This window comes from Collinsella sp. CLA-ER-H5 (assembly GCF_040092375.1).
Classification (GTDB): Bacteria; Actinomycetota; Coriobacteriia; order Coriobacteriales; family Coriobacteriaceae; genus Collinsella.
Window position 1 is genome coordinate 1 of sequence record NZ_JBBNLR010000044.1, and the last position, 1,258, is coordinate 1,258.

Consider the following 1,258-nt stretch of genomic DNA (forward strand, 5'->3'; position numbering starts at 1 on the left):
CCGCAGCACGCGCGCCGGCGTCAGGAACCCGAGCGCCCCCCTCGGCTCGGAGTTCACCTGCGACATGAGCAGCGCGCAGTCCGCCGCCGTCAGCCGGTCGAACCTGGCCCCGGCGCCCTTGGGCAGCAGCTTCCTGATCTCCACGTGGTTCTTCTCGCACGCGCCCTTCTGCTGGCTCTGCCGGGGGTCGCAGTAGAAGAGCCTGGTCTCGCCGTCCCGCTCGCCGATCAGCGCCGCGATGGCGCCCTCGTCGGCGAACTCGCTCCCGTTGTCGGTGAGCACGGCGCCGAAGGCGCGCCTCGCGCCGTCCTCGCCGAGGACCCCGCGCAGGGAGGAGAGCGCCGCCAGGACCGAGGCGCACGTGCCGTCCGGCAGCGGCAGGGCCAGCTGGAAGCGGCTCGGGCGGTGCAGGAGCGTGAGGAGCCTGGCGGAGTCGCCCCTGGGGCCCTCGACGGTGTCCATCTCCCAGGCCGCGGCGCAGGCGTCCTCGCCGAGCGCGAGGAACGACGCGTGCGACCTGCGCGACGAGTGGGACGTCGCCCTCTTCGGGGCCCGGCGCGACCTCGGCCTGTAGCCGACCTTGCGCCTGAGCTCCATGTTCGTCATGCCGTCGTAGCCGGCGTCCACCCACCTGTAGACGGTGGAGGCGCTGAGCCCGGGGGTCGTCGCCGCTATCTGCTGCGGGGAGAGCCCGCGCGCGAGCCCGTCCCTGATGGCCGCGAGCTTGGCGGCGGCGCCCTCCTCGGTCTCGTCGATCCCGGACCTGCTCGCCGAGAGCTCGGCGTCGGCCGCCTCCTGCGCCCTCCTGGCGCTGTAGAACACCCTGGGCCTCCTCGAGCAGCCGTAGCCCCTCCTGTGCGAGCAGCCGTTGCAGCACCTCGGCCACGCGGAGAGCCTGGGGCAGGCCCCCGAGAGGTCCGCGGGCGCGGGCTCGCCGTAGCGCGAGCGCGGCGCGGTGACGTAGCGGTGCGCCGCCACCTCCCTGGTCACGGTCGATGGCGACCTGCCGAGCTCCGCGGCGATCTCGCGGGCGCTGCGGTTGCGGTCGAGCATCCTCTCGACCGTGTTCCTCTCGTGCCTCGTGAGCCTCCCGTACGACCTTCCGGACGGCTTGGGTCTGGACATGCCGGCCTCCCTCCATCGCGGGCCGGGGGATTCCGGCCCCTCTGGGGTTGCCTACCCGGATTCGCGCCTCAGGACTCAGCGCAACGCGTTGCGCTGAGTCCTGAGGCTGTTGCAATGAAAATGAGAATCAAGG

Annotated in this window: 1 protein-coding gene; it reads right to left on the bottom strand. The window is 72.7% G+C overall.

All coding sequences use genetic code 11. From position 1 onward, the window contains the following. The coding region (locus tag AAAX31_RS10030) for an IS30 family transposase (protein WP_349077108.1) at window positions 1–1,125 on the bottom strand (1,125 nt) is incomplete at its 3' end. Between the last annotated feature and the right edge of the window lie 133 nt (window positions 1,126–1,258).